General features: G+C 43.3%; 15 protein-coding genes and 1 pseudogene. 8 read left to right on the top strand and 8 right to left on the bottom strand.

The window, feature by feature from the left end:
- Positions 1-48: 48 nt before the first annotated feature.
- The 3 genes from E0H79_RS00085 to E0H79_RS00075 all read left to right on the top strand — a co-directional run bounded on the left by E0H79_RS00085 (position 49) and on the right by E0H79_RS00075 (position 2,733).
- Positions 49-1,065: an RsiV family protein gene (locus E0H79_RS00085; protein ID WP_096901396.1), complete on the top strand. Its 1,017-nt coding sequence runs from the start codon at positions 49-51 to the stop codon at positions 1,063-1,065.
- A 1-nt stretch (position 1,066) separates the two neighbouring features.
- The gene (locus E0H79_RS00080; protein WP_004974890.1) at positions 1,067-1,891 is read left to right on the top strand and encodes a TatD family hydrolase; all 825 of its coding nucleotides are present in this window, start codon (positions 1,067-1,069) and stop codon (positions 1,889-1,891) included.
- Between the two features lie 68 nt (positions 1,892-1,959).
- On the top strand, positions 1,960-2,733 hold the full coding sequence (locus E0H79_RS00075) for a ThiF family adenylyltransferase (RefSeq protein WP_004974901.1): 774 nt from the start codon (positions 1,960-1,962) through the stop codon (positions 2,731-2,733).
- Between the two features lie 63 nt (positions 2,734-2,796).
- Here the strand turns inward: E0H79_RS00075 and dusA are convergent, their stop codons facing one another.
- Positions 2,797-3,819: a tRNA dihydrouridine(20/20a) synthase DusA gene (dusA, locus tag E0H79_RS00070; protein ID WP_131260565.1), complete on the bottom strand. Its 1,023-nt coding sequence runs from the start codon at positions 3,817-3,819 to the stop codon at positions 2,797-2,799.
- A gap of 231 nt (positions 3,820-4,050) precedes the next feature.
- On the opposite strand from dusA, the gene E0H79_RS00065 reads away from it, so the two are divergent.
- The gene (locus E0H79_RS00065) at positions 4,051-4,695 is read left to right on the top strand and encodes a hypothetical protein (RefSeq protein ID WP_131260564.1); all 645 of its coding nucleotides are present in this window, start codon (positions 4,051-4,053) and stop codon (positions 4,693-4,695) included.
- 28 nt (positions 4,696-4,723) lie between these two features.
- Here the strand turns inward: E0H79_RS00065 and E0H79_RS00060 are convergent, their stop codons facing one another.
- The gene (locus E0H79_RS00060) at positions 4,724-5,914 is read right to left on the bottom strand and encodes an MFS transporter (RefSeq protein WP_004974921.1); all 1,191 of its coding nucleotides are present in this window, start codon (positions 5,912-5,914) and stop codon (positions 4,724-4,726) included.
- Between the two features lie 94 nt (positions 5,915-6,008).
- Complete coding sequence (locus E0H79_RS00055) at positions 6,009-6,932, bottom strand: DMT family transporter (RefSeq protein WP_131260563.1); 924 nt, start codon at positions 6,930-6,932, stop codon at positions 6,009-6,011.
- 882 nt (positions 6,933-7,814) lie between these two features.
- On the opposite strand from E0H79_RS00055, the gene E0H79_RS00045 reads away from it, so the two are divergent.
- The 3 genes from E0H79_RS00045 to E0H79_RS00035 are packed head-to-tail and all read left to right on the top strand — an operon-like array spanning position 7,815 to position 10,726.
- Positions 7,815-8,942, top strand: a complete 1,128-nt coding sequence (locus tag E0H79_RS00045) for a Re/Si-specific NAD(P)(+) transhydrogenase subunit alpha (RefSeq protein ID WP_004974923.1) — start codon at positions 7,815-7,817, stop codon at positions 8,940-8,942.
- An 11-nt stretch (positions 8,943-8,953) separates the two neighbouring features.
- Positions 8,954-9,277: a proton-translocating transhydrogenase family protein gene (locus E0H79_RS00040; protein ID WP_004974924.1), complete on the top strand. Its 324-nt coding sequence runs from the start codon at positions 8,954-8,956 to the stop codon at positions 9,275-9,277.
- Between the two features lie 3 nt (positions 9,278-9,280).
- Positions 9,281-10,726, top strand: a complete 1,446-nt coding sequence (locus E0H79_RS00035) for an NAD(P)(+) transhydrogenase (Re/Si-specific) subunit beta (protein WP_004974925.1) — start codon at positions 9,281-9,283, stop codon at positions 10,724-10,726.
- A 281-nt stretch (positions 10,727-11,007) separates the two neighbouring features.
- Here the strand turns inward: E0H79_RS00035 and rsfS are convergent, their stop codons facing one another.
- From rsfS to E0H79_RS00010, 5 genes are all read right to left on the bottom strand, one after another.
- Complete coding sequence (gene rsfS, locus E0H79_RS00030) at positions 11,008-11,409, bottom strand: ribosome silencing factor (RefSeq protein WP_131260562.1); 402 nt, start codon at positions 11,407-11,409, stop codon at positions 11,008-11,010.
- A 75-nt stretch (positions 11,410-11,484) separates the two neighbouring features.
- Positions 11,485-12,279: a hydroxypyruvate isomerase family protein gene (locus E0H79_RS00025; protein ID WP_131260561.1), complete on the bottom strand. Its 795-nt coding sequence runs from the start codon at positions 12,277-12,279 to the stop codon at positions 11,485-11,487.
- Positions 12,280-12,324: 45 nt separating this feature from the next.
- A complete protein-coding gene (locus tag E0H79_RS00020) occupies positions 12,325-13,191 on the bottom strand; it encodes an NAD(P)-dependent oxidoreductase (RefSeq protein ID WP_131260560.1) in 867 nt (288 codons plus the stop codon).
- A gap of 90 nt (positions 13,192-13,281) precedes the next feature.
- The gene (locus E0H79_RS00015) at positions 13,282-14,067 is read right to left on the bottom strand and encodes a crotonase/enoyl-CoA hydratase family protein (protein WP_004974929.1); all 786 of its coding nucleotides are present in this window, start codon (positions 14,065-14,067) and stop codon (positions 13,282-13,284) included.
- Positions 14,068-14,263: 196 nt separating this feature from the next.
- Positions 14,264-17,080, bottom strand: a complete 2,817-nt coding sequence (locus tag E0H79_RS00010; protein WP_131260559.1) for an ATP-binding protein — start codon at positions 17,078-17,080, stop codon at positions 14,264-14,266.
- A 163-nt stretch (positions 17,081-17,243) separates the two neighbouring features.
- Between E0H79_RS00010 and E0H79_RS15440 the strand changes: the two are divergent.
- Positions 17,244-17,453: pseudogene (locus E0H79_RS15440) on the top strand (RNA-guided endonuclease TnpB family protein); the annotation flags it as partial.

Here is a 17,453-nt window from a genome sequence, read left to right as displayed (position 1 = left end):
AGGTGAGTACGGTGACAAGCAAAAATAGATGAAATCAAGGTTGGATCCATGTTGAAAAATAAAAGTATTTTGGCGATCAGTATTTTAATTACAACGCTAGGGATTACTGCATGTCAGCCAAAGAAAACCGAACCAGAAACAGTCGAGCCAGAGCAGACGCAGGCGGAACAACAAAGCTTAAAACTGGTCGGGGATACTGAAAAACTGAATTTGTCGTTGCCTAAATGTGAAGGGAATAACTGCCCTGAAATTTCAATTGAGCGTTTGAATAGTAATCAGGCCTTTATCGACCATTTTATTGATCAGAAAATTATTCAAGAATTGGCACAAATTTTAGAAATTGCACCACAGCAGGCGGCTTCTGAGGCTATAGCAGTTGAGAATGCAGCCAGTGAAAATACAGCAGCCAGTGCTGCAGATGCACCTGCCAGCAACCCCACTGCAGCAGCCATTGCACAAGTGGAAACTTTGGCGCAAAAATTAGAAAAACAAACTGTGCCTTATGTGCAAAGCTTTTTGGTACTTGATCAGGAACTGAAAGCTTTAAGCTCAAATCATAAAATCAGTTTGATGATTAAGCCTAAAATTTTGAATGCAGATCAGCCTTTGGCAACCGTGGTACTGAATAGCAGTAGTTATTTGGGAGGAGCGCATGGTGCATCGGCACAGCAATACTATAATTTTGATTTAGAACAGAAAAAATTAGTATTGTTAAATGACATTCTGTTAGAGAAGCAGCGTCCACAATTGGAGCGCAAAGCCTACGAAGCGTTTAAACAATGGGTCATCGCATCTGAACTTTCCACCAATGTGCAAGAATATGAACAAGCGTGGAAATTTAAGCTGTCGGAAAATTACTATTTAGGTCAACAGGGTTTAATTCTGCAATACGCAGAATATGAAATAGGCCCTTATGTCGTTGGTTTACCGCGTTTAACCATTCCGTATGCAGAACTGCAGGGGATTTTAAAAGCTGCGTATTTGCCTGTAACAGAAGCAGCCTCTGAAGCAACCGCAAAATCTGCCGAAGCCAGTGCAGTAAACACAACCAAAGCGAAATCTTAATATGAGCATTGCGCTGTTTGATACGCATACCCATTTTGATGTACCTGATTTTGACTCAGATCGGGAGCAATTGGCGTATGCGGCCAAGGCAGCAGGCGTAGAACATTTGGTACTGATTGGCTTTGTACAATCACGTTTTCAAGATTTAATCTCTACACAACAGTTTTTAAACCAACTTGAGCATGTGCCACAAAGTCATCTTGCACCAGGCTTGCATCCTTTTTATATCGAACAACATCAAGACCAACATTTACAAGATTTAGAACATTTTTTGCAACAACAGCATTGTGTCGCGGTGGGTGAAATTGGCTTAGACACTTTTTTGGTTGAACATAAACAGCCTGAAGCGTTTCAAAAGCAGCAAGATTTTTTTGCCGCGCAATTGGAAATCGCACGCCATCGACAAAAACCTGTACTGCTACATATTCGTAAGGCCCATGCCGAAACCTTAAAAATACTCAAACAACAACAATTTCAGTTTGGTGGCATTGCACATGCTTTTAGCGGTGGGGTAGAAGAAGCCAAAGCACTGATCAAATTGGGCTTTAAAATTGGTGTGACAGGGCAGATTACCAATCCCAATGCAAAAAAACTGCGCCGTGTTGTGCAGGAAATTGGTGCTGAACATTTGGTTTTGGAAACCGACTGCCCCGATATGACGCCTTTATGTTGTCAGACAGATACTCAATCACGAACCCGAAATACCCCTGCGAACCTGATTTATGTGCTTGAAGGTTTAGCGGATTGTTTAGATATTGCACCGCAAACTTTAGCCGCACAGATTTGGCAGAATAGCATTCAAATATTAGACTTGCCTAAACTTTAGATGAAACAACACGAAGTCTGCGAAACGCAGTAAAATGCCCACACTTTGAAATTAGATTTGATTGCAGCATGACAGACCTTCTTCAAGATGATGAATATGAACGCCGTTTTGCGGGTGTGGCCAAGATTTATGGCGACAGTGCTTTTCAGCATTATGCCCAAAGTCATGTCATGGTGATTGGAATTGGCGGTGTCGGCTCTTGGGCAGTTGAGGCGTTGGCACGTACAGGTATCGGCGAGCTGACATTGGTGGATATGGATGTGGTCGCAGCATCTAACATTAACCGTCAATTGCCTGCCATGAGCTCAACCTTGGGGCATGAAAAAATTAATGTCATGGCAGAGCGTTGTCGCGCCATTAATCCACGTATCAAAATTAATTTGGTCGATGATTACCTCAGTCCAGATAACGTCAAAGCGTTATTGGCGACTGCACCTGATTTGATTTTAGATTGCATTGATGACGTAAAAGCTAAACTAGCGTTGATGCTGCATTGTCGTTTTAACAAGATTCCACTGATTGTTTCGGGTGGTGCAGGTGGCAAACTTGATCCGTTGAAAATTCGAGTGGCAGATTTATCTAAAACCGAACAAGACCCAATGTTGGCCAAATTGCGCGCCCAATTACGCAGCAAAGGTATTTGTAAAAAGCCAAAAGAAAAGTTTGGGATTACCTGTGTGTATTCCATCGACAATCCATTTTCTAGTGCCGATGTATGCCCAAGCGCAGGCTTGCGCTGTGGCGGCTATGGTTCGGCGGTGGTGGTCACGTCCAGTTTTGCGATGGTAGCTGTGGCAGAAGTGTTGAAAAAGTTAGATGCCTTACAGGCTAAAAATACATAAATCAAAGCCATGCGAGGCATGGCTTATAAAAAAGTTCTTTGATTTTGCACATCGCCAATGACTTTATTCAGTAGGTCGTTGTAGCTGCTGCTCTTTTAAATAGTCTTCTGTACGTTGCATTGCTGCTTGAATATTCACCAGTGCTTGCTCTACATCGGCAAATGTTTTGGCATTGCCGCCACTTAGTGCTTGACGCCATTTACGTGCCCCAGGCAGGTTTTGGAATAAACCTAAAATATGGCGGGTGATGACAGAAAGTGGTGCACCTTGTTGTAGACGTTGTTCAATATACGGCAACATGCGCTGCATAATTTCAAAACGGTCAGGCAATTCTATGCCCCATAATTGTCCAAGCTCTGCCAGTAAATAAGGGTTGTGATAGGCTTCGCGACCAATCATTACCCCATCGACATGCTTGAGGTGTTGTTGGGTTTCGGCAAACGTTTTAATTCCACCATTAATTTCAATTAACAATTCAGGGCGGTCTTGTTTTAGACGATACACATCTTCATAACGCAGCGGTGGTACTTCACGGTTTTCTTTAGGTGATAAACCTTGTAATAAGGCAATTCGGGCATGCACGATAAAGTTGTTGCAACCTGTTTGAGCCACAGTATCCACAAAATGCAGCATCTCTGCATAAGAGTGCATGTCATCAATCCCGATGCGATGTTTTACGGTCACAGGAATATCAACCGATTGACGCATGGCGGCAATACACTCTGCAACCAAGTCTGGTTCTGCCATTAAACACGCACCAATTTTATTGTTTTGTACTCGATCACTTGGGCAGCCAACATTCAGGTTGATTTCATCATAACCCCAGTCTTGTGCCATTTTACTGCAGGTCGCAAGGTCTTTCGGATTTGAACCGCCCAACTGCAAGACAATAGGATGTTCTTCTTTGCTGTAATCTAAATGGCGCTTGGCATCACCAAATAAAATTGCGCCAGTGGTTACCATTTCAGTATACAGAATGATATTGGGGTTAAATAAACGTGCAAAAAAACGGTAATCGCGGGTAGTCCAATCCATCATCGGGGCAACCGAAATGCGAGGTTGTAAAGTTTGGATGGCACGTGTCATAACCCACCTGAATTGAAAAACAAAAGCACAAGACCACGCATTATACGGGGTTTGCGTGAAAATCGACAGTATCCCCAACCCACATCCATTGGCATCAACTTTGCTTTGTTCGCTATGAACAAAGCAGCGCAACCGTAGACGCCAAAGCGGAACTGCTCAGTATTTGTATGCGTAGCCGTTTTTTAGTATGTTGAAAAGATAACGATAACGCAGCATAAGAGGGAGAATAAAATGTTGGTATTAGAAGAAATTTATCGCACTAAGAAAAATGAATTTTCAACAGCATTTAATTTACGCATGCAGCGCAGTTTAAGTTGGTGGAAAAAAGCCATTGAGTTTCATGATGATGTCGATATGCAATTTATGACAACATGGGTGGCATTGAGTGCCTTGTATGCGCAAGGTCAGACGGCAGAGCATACACAACAGACCTTGCAGCAATTTGTGCAGCGCATGTATCAAAAAGATGTCGATCAGCGCATGGCGAGAATCATTTGGGAAAAATATCCACAAAGTTTAGAGGTATTGCTGACCAATCCTTATTTGTATCAAAGTTTTTGGGATTGGCGTAATCAAAAAATGACTGAAGCTGAATGGCGTGCAGATTATGAGGCAGAAAAACAGCAGATTATGCAGGCATTGCACATTCATGATTCGGTCACAATTTTGGCATGTTTGTTTAAGCGCTTATTGACGTTACAGCAGCAACTTTTACAAGGTGGTGCAACTTATAACAGTGCAATCAACCGCAAACAACTCAGCCATGCCAATACTTTATTGTGTGCGTTGATGCCGTGTTTTATCCAAATTTTATTGGAAAATTTAGAAAATGTGGAATTGAGTCAGCCATTTTACCCTGTGATGCAAATGTCTTAAGCGACTTGCTTGATTGTAATCGCAGCGTTTAAGGCATGGCGGTGTGTTGACGTTGATGCTGCCAGTCGAGTAGGGCAAAGCTCATTGCGGCGGTAACAAAACACAAACCAACTAGGCAACTCCATAACCATCCACCGTGTTGCCATGCATAGATTCCCAAGGCAGAACCACAAGCACCGCCAGTAAAATAACTGGTCATATAAATTGAGTTAATCCGCGATTTGGCATCGGGGTGTAAACGGAAAATCACGTTTTGGTTGCTGCTGTGTACGGTGGCAAGCCCAAGGTTAATTAAGCCAAAACCAAGAATATAACTCCATAAGCTGAATTGTCCGTTGTATAGAAAGACCCAGCTAATTGCCAATAACGCCAACCCCCCCCAAGTCAGTGCTGTAACATAGCCGCGATCTGCAATTTTTCCCACATGTTTAGTCGAAAGAGCACCGAATACACCCACCATTGCCACAATGCCCACCATAAAGTCAGCTAAGCCAAAACTGGATTTGAGTAATACTGCAATGGTGGAAAACAACACGCTCATCGCTGCAAAAGCAAACGCACCGAGTAAGGCACGATAGACCAAACGACGTTCTTCTAAAATGAGTTTGCCCATAGACTGAAATACGGCCAAATAGCTGAGTTTGCTGGTTGAGATAAACGGCAAGCGCGCTTTGAGGACTGCGGCAATGCATAGCATCAGCACGCCACTAATCAGGTAAATCACTTTCCAGTGGAATAAATTGGACAGCAAACCTGCCAAACTGGTCGAAAGTAAAATACCGACCAATAAACCACTCATCAATAAACCGACCACTTCACCCATTTTTTCAGGTTTTACAGTCATGGTGGCAAAAGGAATTAAGACTTGTGCTGCCACAGAAAATAGCCCTGTGATAATCGTGCCAATCCATAACATGCTTAAATTGCTGGAAAAGGCACATAAAAATAAGCCAATCGAGGCCAAAAACATTAATAGGGGAATGAATTTGGTTTTATTGACAATATCGCCCATAGGCACAATGAACAATAAACCCAGTGCATAAGACACTTGTGCAAAAGTCACCGTCAATGCCACTTGGGATTGCGGAATTTGGAAAGATTGATGAATCGAGTAAATCAGCGGTTGGCAATAATAATTCGCACCCGCGCATAGACCACAGGCAATCGCCATCAACCAGAGCAGGGTTTTATCTTGGCTGATGTCGGGTGCAGTGTTCATAATTATCCTAAGGTCAATGGTAAAACGGGGTTGCAGTAGCTCAAAGATTGAATCCAATATTCAACTTCATTAGTGGCAGGATGTCGCCTTTAACTTAATGAGAGAACTTGTTTTTGGACAAGGTGATCATCATCACGCCTACAATATTGAGCATGCAGCCGAACCATTGTATGCCATTTAGATGTTCACCTAAAAATGCTGTGGCCAATAGAATCGTCAAGATGGGGCCAATTGAAGCAATCATGGCCGATTGTGCCGCACCTAAACGGGCGATACTGTGCGCCATGAGTAAGGTGGGCAAGACTGTGACAAATATCCCTAAAGCTATGCCATAGCCCAGCACTTCTACAGGCAGTTGTTGCACCAGTCCCAGTGGATTCGGTGTGACCAAACTGTAATGCGTAAGCGTACCGATGCAGGCAATACTTAAAGCCAGACCTGTAAAATTCCATGAACCAAAATGCTGAATCAGGCTTTTGGTCAGCAATAAATAGCCTGCAAAACACACTGCACTGGCGAACACCAAACTACTGCCTAACCAAAAATACGTGTCATGTGGGGTATTGCTCTGTTCCTGTAACATCACAATCACTGTTCCGCCATAACTCAGAGCAATTGCAAACAGACTCAGCCAGCTCAGTTTCAGCCGATACATTACGCTCGAAGCCAGAACGGTGAGCGTTGGATATAAAAACAGAATAATGCGTTCTAATGAAGCGCTAATGAACATCAGCCCTAAAAAATCCAGCCAGCTAGAAAAATAATAGCCCATCAGACCTGCAAATATTATTAGCAGCCAATTGCGTGTAGAGATGTTGCGACTGTGATGGCGATTGAGCCAACAAATCAGCAAGAAGAAAGGCAGGGCACTTGCCATGCGCAAAGCCATGAGTACGGTTGCATCGACCAACGGTGAAAGTGCATAAGCCTGTTTAATAAAAATGGCTTTGGTACTAAACAAAAAGGCTGCAAATAAGGCAAAGATGGAGCCCCATTGTGTGGCGTTAAGTCTGATCATGAAAAATGCTGTCGAGCAAGGTGGATGCAAGAGAAGTGACACATGCCGCGCACACAAATGCAAGTTGCATGATAGATAAAGGCAGATGCGACTGCATGGATCAAGCTGTGTGTGCTGTATTTGAGCAAGCATAGCCGATTTTATGCAGATGGTCTGCTTGAGATGGCATAAATTTTGTGAAAAGTAGAGTAAATGGGATTTGCACGATAATGGTGCAAATTAGTTGAAAATATTGCAAAACAGAGAAAATCCATCATCAGACAAAATGACGCACAAAAAAAATGAAAAAAATAGCAGCACTTAACTTAGACCTGAGTTGAATAAATTCAAGCTTCTTTTAAAAGTTTTACTGTTTCAAATATTCGGTTTTACTCATAAGGCAAAGGTAGGTTTTTCTAAGGTTTTCAGATGCGCAAAACACTTCTAAATTGAACCATGTTGTGCGGTGTAAAAATTGTCAAAAAAGTCAATTTGGTGTTTAAGTTTTTGCTTTTAGCGCTTAAATGTATAGATATGCAATCTTTTAGCGCTAAGTCGGATTTTCCCAATTAAGTGAAATGCGTGTCAGAATGATCAATGCTTAATTCATTTAAATGTGGTCAACTGCAAGCTCAAAGCATCGCTTTTTTTCTTTTAGACACTTCAAATCGAAGTTTTGCTGAATAATTAGACTTATATTCAATAAGCAAAACTTATCAATTATATCTCGCAACAATATTTTTATGAATCATCAGTTCAAAATATGGGTATTTATTAAATAAATATTGGGTGGTAATTTAAAAATGTTGCATTAGAATCCAAAAATTCAACAAAACTTATCCTGAGGGGAAAGCATCGTTATCCACGATGTTGACTTAAGAAAAACTAGCTTGAGGAACGCTCATGCAGATCGGAATTCCAACCGAAACTGTTGTCGGTGAAAATCGTGTCGCTGCGACGCCAGAAACAGTAAAGAAGTTGATTAGCGCGGGTCATAGCGTAGTCATTGAACGTGGTGCAGGCGTAAAAGCCGCTTATATCGACAGCGCTTATGAACAAGTAGGCGCGACCATGACAGATGATGCTTATCGCGGTAGCCAAATGATTTTGAAAGTTCGTGCCCCAAAGGGTGAAGAAATTCAAAAACTTGCACCGAACAGCACTGTGGTGGCGATGTTTGATCCTTACCGCAATACTGAATTAGACCAATTTGCTGCGGCTCAGGTGTCTGCATTTGCTTTAGAGCTTTTGCCACGTACCTTGTCGCGTGCGCAAAATATGGACGTGTTGTCATCACAAGCCAACTTGGCAGGTTATAAATCTGTGTTGTTGGCTGCAGCAGAATATCAACGCATGTTCCCAATGTTAATGACGGCAGCGGGTACTGTAAAACCTGCGCGTGTTGTGATCATGGGTGTGGGTGTTGCTGGTTTGCAAGCCATTGCAACAGCGAAGCGTTTAGGTGCTGTAGTCGAAGCAACTGACTTGCGTCCAACGGCAAAAGATCAGGTGGAATCTTTGGGTGGTAAGTGGTTAGACGTACCAATGTCTGAAGAAGAACAACAAAAAGCTGCCGATGCTGCCAAAAATGGTTATGGCTGGATGCCTGGTGAACAATACATTAAAGACCAAGCAGTGATTGTCGATAAAGCCGTTTCTAATGCGGATATCGTGATTACCACTGCGTTATTGCCGGGTCGTGATGCACCGCGTTTAATCAAAGCGGAAACTGTGGCAAAAATGAAGCCGGGTTCTGTAATTTTAGATATGGCAGTCGAAACGGGCGGTAACGTCGAAGGTTCACAATGCGGTGAAACTGTAGTGACTGCCAATGGTGTGAAAATTTTGGGTATTCCAAATATTCCATCGACTGTATCGACAGAAGCATCTGCACTATATGCGCGTAATGTGTTGAATTTTGTTGAAACATTATTTGATAACGACAAGAACTTCGCATTGAATCCTGAAGAAGAAATTCAGAAAGCGTTGCTGGTCACTCATAACGGTCAAGTGCTGTTAAAGCGTGGTTAAGGAGAATTCTCATGGTTGAAACAATTACGATTTTTGTCCTTGCCATCTTCGTAGGTTACTACGTGGTGTGGGGGGTAACACCTGCGTTACATACGCCATTAATGGCAGTAACCAATGCACTTTCTTCAATCATTATTGTCGGTGCGATGATTCAAACTGTTGGTCTACCAATCATGGGTGTAGAAGGCAGTGTCGATTTCCAAACCATTAATGTGGTGAGTGTACTGGGTGCGATTGCTGTGTTCTTGGCAAGCATCAATATTTTCGGTGGTTTTGCAGTGACTGCACGTATGCTGGAAATGTTCAAACCAAAAGCAAAGAAAAAAGAGGGCTAATGCATGGAATTTATTCGTGAATATGCAGACTGGTTCTATTTAATCGGGGCTGTGCTCTTTATCTTAACTTTACGTGGTTTGTCTGGGCCTAAAACTGCGATTGCGGGCAACCGTTACGGCATGATCGCAATGGCGATTGCAGTCTTGACTACATTCTTTGTGGCAGACAATCCAGTTGTGTGGATGATTCTGGCAGCTATGGCAGCAGGTGCGGTGGTGGGTATTGCCCGCGCACGTACGGTGCCAATGACTCAAATGCCTGAAACTGTAGCGTTAATGCACTCTTTAGTCGGTTTGGCTGCAGTTTTAATTGCGATTGCTGCGATTATTCATAACAACAAGTTGATCGAACTTGGTCCAGACTTGTTGGCTGCAAATGGTATTACTTTCCATGAAATGAGCAAAGTTCATTTATTTGAATTGTTTGTAGGCTGTTTCGTGGGGGCGATTACCTTTACTGCATCTGTTTTTGCATACGGTAAATTGGCGGCGAAGAAATGGGCAAAAACTATTTCGGGTGCATGGGTAAAACCTGTTCAGGCGTTAATTTTCCTTGCTATGCTCGGTTTTGGGATTCACTTCTTCCTGAGCGGCAACATGACTTCATTCTGGGCAATGACAGGTTTAGCATTGGCATTCGGTTGGGTATGGATTGCACCAGTGGGTGGTGGTGACATGCCAGTTGTGGTGTCATTGTTGAACTCGTTCTCAGGTTGGGCGGCAGCAGGTATTGGTTTCACACTTGAAAACAACATGCTGATTGTTGCAGGCTCATTGGTCGGTTCTTCAGGTGCGATTCTGTCTTACATCATGTGTAAAGCCATGAACCGTTCAATCATCAACGTATTGTTTGGTGGTGCGATGGGCGGTGCAGCAGCACCAACGGCAGCAGCGGGTGCGCAAGTACAACGTAACTACCGTTCAGGTTCTGCTGATGATGCTGGCTTCTTGATGTCAAATGCAGACAGCGTAGTAATTGTACCGGGCTATGGTATGGCGCAAGGTCGTGCACAGAATGCAGTCAAAGAATTGGCCAACTTGTTAAAAGAGCAAGGTGTAACTGTGCGTTTTGCGATTCACCCAGTGGCAGGTCGTATGCCGGGTCACATGAACGTATTGCTTGCAGAAGCTGACGTACCGTATGAAGACATCTTAGAAATGGACGAAATCAACTCAGATTTCCCTGCAACAGATGTGGTGTTGGTGATTGGTGCAAATGACGTAGTTAACCCTGCGGCAAAAGACGATCCAAACTCGCCAATTTACGGCATGCCAATTCTTGAAGCGCATAAAGCACGTACCATTATGGTCATCAAGCGCTCAATGGCAACAGGTTATGCGGGTCTAGACAACGACTTGTTCTATAACGACAAGACCATGATGATTTTTGGTGATGCCAAGAAAGTTGTGGAAGATATGACTAAATCAATCAACGGTACAGGTCACTAAGACACTGTTTCCAGATATGAAACCGCCTTCGGGCGGTTTTTTTTATGGCTGATGTAAAGTGGTTAATTGAGATCAGGCAGATTGAGTTCGGGCGAGTTTTATAGGATTGGTTTGAAGCAATGTATTGGGTAGGGGGTGATATAAACCAATATTTGGTGGGTAGATTAATGCGATATAAAAATGATTAGGGATATGAGCTTCAAAAGATCTGCATTAAAAAAGCGACTTATTTGAAAGTCGCTTATTGTGTATCTTTAAGGCTGCTCAAGTGAGCTGTTGTATTAAGCAACAGACTCAGGCGTAGTGCGCCATAAGCTTTCTAGGTCGTAGAATTTACGCGCTGTTGGTAGCATGATGTGAACCACTACCATACCAAGATCGACCAAGATCCATTCTGCATCACGTTCACCTTCAATACCAATTGGGCGGAAGCCTGCTTTGCGTGCTTTTTCGGCAACATTGTCGGCAAGAGATTTTACGTGGCGAGTTGATGTACCGCTAGCAATCACAATGGCATCTGAAACATTGCTGATGCTGCTGACATCAAGTTCAACAATTTCTTTGGCTTTTACATCAAGGAGAGCTTCATGTACAACTTTAAGACAAGTTTGTACGTCATGCTTTTGGGTATTCATTGCAAGATCGTGAGAATTAGAAGCGCCGGGCGATGGTTCTAAATTCATGGGGTGTATAATTTCCTAAAATTATTCATCGTCTAATATAGCTGTTTTAGCCTGAAATTTCAAATCGGTTTAATTTTAACCACTTTGATTTGAGGGAAAGTATTTGTCTTTCCATGCAAATGATTGATTTGACGCCAGACTTGGGCGGTATTCTGCAGCGATATAGCCTGAATAAGCACTGTGCTGTAACCATTTGAAAATAGTAGTATAGTCTAGCTCGCCTGAATCGGGTTCATGGCGTCCTGGATTGTCGGCAAACTGGATATGACCAATATCCTGAATGTTTTCTTGCAATGCGCTCAGCACATCTTCACCCATCATCGCCATGTGATAACAGTCGTATTGCATTTTAAGAGCAGGATGTTTGACTGCTTCTAGCATCTCTTGAGCTTGCGCAATATTTTGTACTAAAAAGCGTGGCATGTCGGTGCCATTAATCATTTCAAAGACAGGCTGAATATGATGTTGAGTGAGCATCGAGCTGGCCAGTTTTAGGTTTTCTGCCAGTGTGTTTAAGCAAGGCAGTAAATCGGCATCGACAGGTTGTTTGCCTGCCAAAATATTGACGCTAGGGACATTTAATGCCGTGGCATAGCGGATGGCTAACTCTAAGGCATGATGAAATTCAATCTCTTTTCCGGGTACGCCCGCCAAACCATTGCCGCCTTGCATGAGGTCACCCGCAGGGACATTGATTAAACACAGGCTGAGTTGGTGGAGTGTGAGTTGGGTTTGAATCTGCTCAATACTCAGCTCATAGGGAAATTGAATTTCAACATGCTGAAAACCATGTTCGCGTGCAAGGGCAAAGCGTTCAATTAAAGGCACTTCGGTAAAAATCATCGACAGATTAACCGCCAGTTTAGACATGCAGGTGCTCCTTGCAGGCAAAGGTTGGATCAGGAATCAAGCCGATTAAGCTTCGACCTGATGAATAATGGTGGCTAAATCTGCTTCTGCAAAACCCTTGGCTTGATGGGCTTGCAGTTGTGAAAGGGCTTTTTCTGCCACAGGAATCTGTAACTGAAATTGCGCTGCCAGTTGTAAGGCATTGTTTAAATCTTTAGACAGGGTTTGGACTTTCCATTGCACAGGCTCAAAACTGTGAGTTGCCATACGTGGAGTTAAAATCTGAAACGGTTTCGAGTCGGCAAAACCACCCGCCAAAGCAGGTGCAAGTAAACGGGTGTCTACGCCTGCCTGTCCTGCTAAGGCAACAGCTTCGGCAATTAGGGTGCTGTTGGCAGCAACAATCAGTTGGTTGCAGATTTTAGTGGCTTGTCCTGTGCCTGTTTCGCCCATACGGGTCACACGTTGTGACAGCACATCATAAATCGGGCTTAATTTTTCGATGGTGTTTGCATCACCCCCTGCAAAAATCACCAAACTACCTTGTTCGGCTCCCGCAGTGCCACCCGATACAGGTGAGTCAATCCATGTGACCTGTTTGAGGTTGGCTTGCTGCGCTAGCTTTTGGGTTTGATCTACAGACAAACTGGAAAAATCGACAATGACTTGTTGAGCAGTCAAAAAAGGCTCAATTTGATCTAATACAGCTTGGACGGCATTATCATCGGCAAGGCAACTCAAGATCACTGGATATTGTCCGATCTCGCTCAATTGCAGCGGTTTTGCCCCCAGACTGAGCACAGATTCGCAAGCCGCAGGGCTACGATTCCACACCGCGACCTCAAAACCTGCCTGAACTAAGCGGGTTGCCATGCGCGTCCCCATAAGTCCCATACCTAAAAAAGCGATTTTTGTGTCACGATCAAAATGCATAGCGCTGATTCTCCATTTTTGCCTACAGTACAAGTCTGGCTTGAAATGTCAATTTAGCCTTTGGTCAAAGTCTGTTGTGTTTGAACTGAATCAAAACTGACGCGGTGCAAAGGTCACTTCAGGGTTCTTGTCCTTTTTACGTGCCAGTTGGCTATTTTTACCCAGCAATAATTTTAATTGCCAAATTTTTTCTAAACGTAAAGATTTATTTGGCGCATGTTCCATAGCATCCAGCACTTGTTTGGCTGCAGCCAATGCATCTGGGGAGCGTTGTGCAATTTCTTCAGCAAGGGCTTGTGCTTTTTGTAAGGGGGTTGCATCTAAATGCGTGACCAAACCAATTTCTTTGGCATAGTTGGCATCAAAAATACGCGCAGTTAAAGTCAGCTCTTTGGCAAGGTCTAGACCGATTAAACCTTTTAAAGAACGGCTTAGCCCCATATCAGGCACTAAGCCCCAACGGCTTTCCATAATCGACATTTGTGTGTCAGGATGCGCGATACGAATATCTGCGGCCAAGGCCAATTGCATCCCTGCACCAAAACAATAGCCTTCAATTGCAGCAATTACAGGTACAGGCAATTGTTGCCAAACGAGAAATGCTTTTTGAAACAGGCTTTGCCCTGGCTTAATTAACTCCCAAGCCGCAAATGCACGGTTTTGTGGATTGTTGAGGTCGGCCAAGTCAATGCCTGCACTAAATACCTTTGCTTCGCCTGTTAAAATTACACAACGTAAGCTGCGGTCTTTTTTAAGTTTTTCGGCAGTCCGCACCAATTCTTTGAGTAGGGCAAAACTCATGGCATTGCGTTTGTCTGGGCGGTTCAGGGAAACTGTGGCGATGCCATTATTTTTTTCGATACGAAGTAAGGTCATGATGTGAGCTCTTGTTTTTACTGGGCAAAGCATAACATGGGCAGCAGTGCGATAAATGACAGCAGAGTCACGGCAAAGCCTTGCGACCTTGCCTTTGATTACGTGACTTTTTTTTGTGAATAGTGCTGGGTGAGTCGTGCTTACAAACTGTATCTTCTCGTTGAGGCGTTCGCGGTGAATGTCACTTTGATGTTGGCTAACTCACCGCATTGTGTTTGGTAAAAATGTGTTCTGCCGCATGTTCAACTTGCTGTATACAGGTTTGTAATTCCTGATAACGGTTTAAGACCTCTTGCACAAACAGATCATCGGCTTTACGACGTTCTTTACGTAAGGTCGAAACAAACTGTTCAAATGAGCCTGTTACTTCTTGCAGGTTCGGTGTGCCAACATAGCGGGTCGCACCATACAGACGATGCAACACATGCTCGAGTTGTGGGAAATCTTCCAGTTCAATCAGCTGTTCAATTTCATGTAATTCTGTGGCAAAGCTATCCACTAGCATTTTCAGTAAATCCACTGCAAGGTCTTCTTTGTTGGCTGCCAGCATTAGGCTTTGTTGCCAATCCAACACCTGTGGATCTAGCGCTTCAATCACAATGGCTTTATCGACTGCAGGTGGCTTATTAAAACTTTGCGTGGTCCAATGGGTTAAAATTTGGATGATTTGTTCAATCTGAATCGGTTTGGTGACATAGTCATCCATACCGACTTTGAGTAATTTTTGCTTTTCATCGGCAAGAGCATGCGCGGTGAGGGCAATAATAGGTAAGCGTTTGTGATTTTCCAAAGTCGATTCTAAAGAACGAATCGCACGGGTGGTATCTACCCCCGACATCACAGGCATTTGAATATCCATAAAGATCAGGTCAAATGGTTGCTGTCCCTGCTCAATGCGTTGCTGCAAAATCCCCAAAGCTTCCTGACCACTTTGCGCTTTGGTGGTGGTCACATTCAGTTCGCCCAACAAGGCTTCGAGTACAATCAGGTTTGGTAGATGGTCATCCACCGCTAAAACGTGCAGGCCTTTACCATCAAATGATGCAGACTCCTGTTCATCAAAACTGTTTTCATTGTTGAGTAAGTCAATTAAGGCTGAACGACTGAGCGGTTGATACAAAGCGCGCGCACGATATTCATTTAACAGGCTTGGGTCTAGCGCCATTTGATAGCCATACACTGCCAAGTTACCTTGATAACGGGTACGAATTTCTTTTAATAAAGCTTCGGTGTCGCCACTATGATCAACAATCAACCAAGTATTGTCTTGCAGGTCGGATACATCTTTTAAGCGGCTAAATAAATCTAAAATTGAAGCGGCTTCAATATGTCGCACCGCATAATTTTCAAGATAATGACGCAAGACATTCGCTGTGGCAGGGTGCGCCAAATACGACACCACCTGAATCTCTTTAAAGTTTGGATGCTGCTGTGCATGCGCTTCATCTACCGCAAACATGGCAGTAAACCAGAAGGTCGAGCCTTTTTCGGTTGGGGCGCGTTCCTGATTGTCTTCAAAGCCAATTTGACCTTGCATCAAATGCACCAACTGTTTGGAAATGGCCAAACCTAAACCTGTACCACCAAATTGACGCGTGACCGAAGTATCACCTTGAGAGAAAGACTCAAACAATTTTTTACGGTCTGTACCGCTTAAGCCAATGCCACTGTCTTGGACGCTAAAGTGAATTAAGCATTGTCCAATATCGTCATGTTCTACCCGCGCCCGTACAATAATTTCACCATCGGGGGTGAATTTAATCGCATTGGAAATTAAATTGGTTAAAATTTGCTTGAAACGTAAAGCATCGCCCAGCACATATTGCGGCACGTTATCGGCAAAATAAAAGGCCATGTTGATGTGTTTTTGCGCAGCCAAAGGCGAGAGCATATCCATCACATCAAAAATGGCTTCTTCTAAATCAAAGGGTGCGGTATCCAGTTCCAGTTTGCCTGCATCAATTTTAGAAAAATCCAATACGTCATTAATGAGTGCTAAAAGATGCGCCGATGATTTACGAATGGTCTGTAAATATAAATTCTGTTCATTGCTAAGATTTTCCTGACGCAATAACAGGTGAATAAAGCCATCAATACTGTTCAATGGTGTTCTGAGTTCGTGACTGATGTTGGCTAAAAATACCGATTTAGACTGGTTGGCAGAAATCGCTTGGTCACGTGCCTGACGATAAGTGATGTTTTGCACTTCCAAAGTATCGAGGGTGCGGCGCAAGTCATCTTCGGTTTGTTCGGTATGTTCTTTGAGTTCTAAAAAGCTGAAATGCAGGCGTTTTACCACATTGGCAATATCCCGCTGCAGTAAGCGTAATTCGCCAGTACTGTTAATGACCATGTGTTGATCGAGCGTATCGGCATTCAGGCGTTGTAGCTGCATGCGAATTTCATACATGGGTGCAATCCAGCGTCGTGAATAGAAATTCAGACACAGCAATAACAACAACAGGGTCAGCAAGCCTGTGGCAATTAATACAATCATGACCCGATAACGGGCAATTTGTAATGGCTGATTGTCCAGTTCAATCAGCAACCATGCAGGACGGTTGATGTCTTGCTGAATTTGCATGCCATACACATGATTATTTTTATACAGAATTGGGCCAAAAAAATCGGCATTTTTAGGGAATTTGGGCCATTCGGCTTGGTCTTGAAAGCCCATGCTTAAACGGCGTGTACCAGAAGCATCAATCAGTGCAGTACGAATCAAGTGCTTTTCGTTCATCATGTTTTGCATAAAAGTACGTGCTTCTTCGTACTTCCACGGAAAGCTAGCCAGTTGATGCAAAGCTGCTTCAGATGGCAACTCAAAACGGGTCAAAATCGCAATTGCCATTTGTCGCTGCTGTGCTTTTGCGGCATTCGAGGTTTCAGATAAAACTAGCATCGTGCCGACGCATGCCAAAACCATAATTGGCACAAAAATAAGTGCAATCAGCTGTCCATAAGCATGATTTAAATGTAAGCGCTTAAATAACTTTTTATTGATATTTGACATGGTTAACGCAGTTTAATCCCTATGTTTGGCAGTTTAGCATGCTTTATCAAATGGAGCGTAAAACTCTGTCCTTCAGGTCAGAGATATAAGCGACACGACATAAAGTGTCGTTTGATTTAACTAAGGACTATTTTCCTTGAGTTTTGATTGTTAATATAAGTACATGAAAACCCTTAAATTACGTATAAAAGACAAACATTGCAAGGTGTTAGACCAACTAGCATCAGAAGTGAACTTCGTCTGGAATTATGTCAATGATTTAGGGTTTAGGCATTTGAAGCGGAAAGGTGAATTTCTCTCTGCTTTTGATATTGCCAAATATACGAAAGGCACATCCAAAGAATGTAATTTACATAGTCAAACCATTCAGGCT

Origin of the sequence: Acinetobacter sp. ANC 5045 (assembly GCF_004331005.1) — a bacterium.
Taxonomy (GTDB): Bacteria; Pseudomonadota; Gammaproteobacteria; order Pseudomonadales; family Moraxellaceae; genus Acinetobacter; species Acinetobacter towneri.
This window is presented reverse-complemented; position numbering and strand designations above follow the sequence as displayed.